General features: G+C 45.7%; 4 protein-coding genes. All 4 read left to right on the forward strand.

Annotated features, from left to right (window positions below):
* Nucleotides 1-638 precede the first annotated feature (638 nt).
* The 4 genes from ABF463_RS14030 to ABF463_RS14045 all read left to right on the forward strand — a co-directional run bounded on the left by ABF463_RS14030 (nucleotide 639) and on the right by ABF463_RS14045 (nucleotide 4,149).
* Nucleotides 639-923: a DUF6809 family protein gene (locus tag ABF463_RS14030; RefSeq protein ID WP_415534582.1), complete on the forward strand. Its 285-nt coding sequence runs from the start codon at nucleotides 639-641 to the stop codon at nucleotides 921-923.
* Between the two features lie 10 nt (nucleotides 924-933).
* Complete coding sequence (locus tag ABF463_RS14035; protein ID WP_415534584.1) at nucleotides 934-1,272, forward strand: DUF6061 family protein; 339 nt, start codon at nucleotides 934-936, stop codon at nucleotides 1,270-1,272.
* Between the two features lie 468 nt (nucleotides 1,273-1,740).
* Nucleotides 1,741-2,304 (forward strand): hypothetical protein, encoded by a 564-nt coding sequence (locus ABF463_RS14040; protein WP_415534586.1) that lies wholly within the window; start codon nucleotides 1,741-1,743, stop codon nucleotides 2,302-2,304.
* A gap of 234 nt (nucleotides 2,305-2,538) precedes the next feature.
* Nucleotides 2,539-4,149: a recombinase family protein gene (locus tag ABF463_RS14045; protein ID WP_415534588.1), complete on the forward strand. Its 1,611-nt coding sequence runs from the start codon at nucleotides 2,539-2,541 to the stop codon at nucleotides 4,147-4,149.
* Nucleotides 4,150-4,263 lie beyond the last annotated feature (114 nt).

The following is a 4,263-nucleotide window of genomic DNA, read 5'->3' on the forward strand; positions in this document are numbered from 1 at the left end:
CATATGATGGTAGCGCGGATTTTTGTATAATACCAAAGTTTAATAAAAATAAAACGCCAGCCATTTGCTTTGATAAAGATTTTTTAAATGTAGTCAATTATCTTAACGCAACGATTCAAATTGATATGTATGTAAATTAGTTAAGAAGCAGAACAACAAATGAGAATTGTCGGTTAAGCAAACAGCGCTGCCCTTGTGGGTGGCGCTGTTGCTTTTTGTTTCTGTATATTTTTTCTAAAAGGCTTGACAACTTATGCACCCGTGATTATAATTATCTTGGGTGCACAAGTCGGAGGTGATGCTTATTACTGCACGCAAGAAGCCGGGGCCTCGTCCAGAAAATCCACTGGATACGGAAATTAAACTCAGACTCGATAAAATAACGATTGAAAAGATTGAGTATTGTAAAAAAGAACTCAATACCACACGGTCTGATGTTCTAAGAAAAGGTGTCCAGAACTTGTATGACGAGCTCCAGAAAAAATGAGAGGAAGCGGCTCTTCCCCATCAAAGAAAAGAAGCCACTTCCAATACCGACAATTGCCCAAAGACAATTTCAGCGTAAATATTATATCATGCGCTGAAAATTCTTTCAAGGCTTTTGTCTCACAACGAATTGAAAGGAATGAAAAACAACCATGAAATCCATTTTAACCGAGCTGTACAACGGCAATGTCTATCCCTTCGAGCGGATATGTCCCACAGATCCCGCATATCGTTCCATAAACCGCGAAATCAGCGAAATCAAGCAATACCTCAAAGGTAAGCTGTCCGATGAGGATAAACAACAGCTTGAAAATCTGGAAAATCTGCATTGTCAGTCAACCACCATGGAATTAACGGATACCTTTATCTACGGCTTTCGTCTGGCAGCTTTGATGATGATTGAAGTGCACAGTGAGAGCGCCGCCAAAGAGGCGTAGAAGGTTACTTATGAAAATCATAAAATGCGAGTACAATTGGGATGACGGAACGGTCGAAGTATTTTTTTCAGATAATACGAAGCTGTCCCTGCTCTGCAAGGAAATAGAAGCAGAGATTGACGGCAGTATTGCCGCATTAGGACGGCTGGAGGCCTTGAAAATCGAGCATCCGCTTGAATATGCGCAAATGGCTTTGAACGGCGAAATGCAGGAATATTGCCGGAGTATTGACCGGAGTGCGGCTTCCCGCGAAGACAATTTGTTTCATCAGTATAGAAAGCGGTATCCCGATATGAGCGATGCACAAATCCGAAGCCTTATTCATGAGATCCAGATGGAAGATGGATAACAAGCGAAAATCCATGCAATTGTAAACAAACTGTAAATTGTCTTTCCCCTCACCTGTACAGCACCCGGTTTTGAGTGCATTAGGTGAGGGGATTTTTTTGCGTCTGCCATGCCTGCCCAAAAATACTTGCTCTTGTACCCGTACACTTCCTCATTTTAAGTGCGTTAGGTGAGGAGGATTTTTTACTCGCTATCATTTTTTGTTCTCACACTTGTACACCCCCTCCTTTTGAGTGCGTTAGATGAGGGGGAATTTTTGCACGGCTTACGGCATATGAAAATCTTCCGGCATGGCACCGCTCCCCCTTCCCGGAGGGAAGCCGGGACGCAAAATCTCCGATTTTGCGGTCAAGGCAGGAATAGCGAGGTTACGCCTCGCAGAGAAACGGCTTAAAAGCAGAGCTTTTAACGGTGTGATTTTATGATTCGCATCACACAAAGGTGTGATACGGGAAAGAGAGGTATTTTTATGGCGAAGAAACGAAGATCACAGGGGATGGACACGCATAGGCGGTCGGTGGTTTTTCCATCAAGCATGCTGAACGCGCTGGAAAAGCTGGCGTCGAGAAACCACACGACCGTCTCCGACCTCATCCGGCGGGCGGTTGATGAAATGCTTGGCATTCAAAGCAACGTAGACGACATTCAGCGCATTACCGGAATCATCGAACAGGCATTAGCAATCCAACTGAAAAGTCAAAGCAACCGGCTTGCGGCGCTCATTAACCGCCTGACAATTATATCGGCGGCAGCGTATTTTACCAATATCACGGCGGTGGCCGATTTGCTCGACCGTGACCGTTATTCCAGCTTTGAAAAAATTGAACGGATGGCGCGCCGGAAAGCCCTCGCGTACGCAAACTCAAAGAACGGCGAGGGCTTGCGGGAGTTTCTCGACGATGAACAGATTAAGCGGATGCAGTACGATTTGGTGGGGAAGAAGCTGCCCGAAAATGATGGGCGGAAGAAAATCAAGCTTGAGGATTTTGATCCGCTGACCGACGATCCTCGAGACTTGGATGACGACGATTGAGGAGGTTTTGTGTGTGGAGAAACCGAAAAACATGAAACGTGCCAGCACTGTTACCCAGTTTATTGTAAAAGAGAACTATTCCGGCACAAGGAAACCGCAGGAGATTTTCGCAGACATTTTTCTCTCAGAGAATGGAGAAAATTCCAGAAACACATGTACGCGGGAAGAGAAAAATGATATAATAGACAATTCCCAAATCGCATGTTGTTCCCGAAAGGAGTAGAAATGGAACAAATGGGAATATATCAAACGTCAAGTTACAACGCCGCTATTTACTGCCGACTCAGCAAGGATGATGAACAGGCGGGAGAAAGCGTCAGTATCCAAACACAAAGGATGATGCTGGAGAAATACTGTCAGGATCAAGGCTTTCCCATTTACGGGGTGTACGCGGACGACGGATATTCCGGTCTGAACTTTGACCGCCCCGATTTTCAGCGATTGCTGACCGACATTGATGATGGCAAGATCAATCTGGTCATCACCAAAGATTTGAGCCGTTTAGGGCGCGACTACATCCAGACAGGGTATTACACCGACATCTATTTCAGCCGCAAGAAGGTGCGCTACATCGCCGTGAATGACGGCGTAGATACCAACAAGGACGACAACGACATAGCTCCCTTTAAAAATATCCTCAATGATATGTATGCAAAAGACCTGTCCCGCAAGGTGAAGTCTGCCAAACGACAGCGAGCCTACAGCGGCTATTATATCAGCGCACAGCCTCCTTACGGCTACAAGGTCAACCCTATTAACCGAAATCAGTTGATTGTGGATGACGAGCCGGCAGCGGTGGTAAAGGACATGTTCCGGTTAGCACTTGCCGGAAACAGCACCATACTAATCACCAAAATCCTTACGGAGCGAAAAGTCCTCGTTCCGGCATTGTACAAGGCGCAAAACGGCGATACGCGATTCGAGCGGTATAACAACGGTAAAGACGGAGACGATATATTCCGATGGTGCAATGTCACCGTTCAGCAAATATTAAAGAATCGAGTATATACCGGCGACATGGAAAACCACAAATTTGAGGTTGCCAATTACAAAACCAAGGAACGGGTCAAGGTGCCGAAAGACCGCCGTATCATCGTTGAAAATACGCATGAAGCGATTGTGAGCCATGAGGATTTTGACAGGGTACAGGAATTAGTCAGAATGCGGCACAAGCCGAAACAGCATAACTTTGACAATGTATTTAAAAGTCTGGTGTTCTGTGCGGATTGCGGCAGCCGGATGACATTCGAAATCAAGTCGAGAAAATATCGTAAACGTGAAATACTGACTTGCCGATACCATTTCCGATATCCTGAAAAGTGTCCGCATTACAACTACATTTACTATCAGAATTTGTATGATACGGTGTTGGAATGTATTCAGCGGGTAGCCCAGGGAATTGAAAGTGGCGATCTAATCCGCCGTATCCGCAGTCAGGCCATGAAGCAGAGCAAGCGGGACAAGCTGGAAGCGGAAAGGGCAAAAATCCAGAAGCGGCTTGGTGCGCTGGGAAAGATCACAAGAAAGCTGTATGAGGATTATGCCTGTGATTTGCTGGATACAGACAGCTATCACAAAATGCTGAATGACTACCAGCAGGAGCAAAAGCAGCTTACCGGGAGGTCAGGCGTTATCCAGAATGAACTTGACAAGAAGGACGAATACGCCGAAAATCTGCAAAAGCTGAGCGAAGTCATCGGGGCGTATCTGGATGTGGAAACCCTCACGGCGAATATGCTCAACCAGTTGATTGAACGTATCGAAATAGGCCATCCGGTGAAAGCCGACGGCACGACACAGCAGGAAATCAATATTATTTACCGATTTGTCGGAACGACACTTTAAATTAGAAAATTACCGATAATCAGCCATTCTGATTATCGGGCTACATAGATTAATCCAGCCGAGACTTCCCTTTACTTGCTACAATCTCGGTATTACGACCCGAATACCGGGCGG

Source organism: Ethanoligenens sp. (genome assembly GCF_047718355.1).
Classification (GTDB): domain Bacteria; phylum Bacillota; class Clostridia; order Oscillospirales; family Ethanoligenentaceae; genus Ethanoligenens.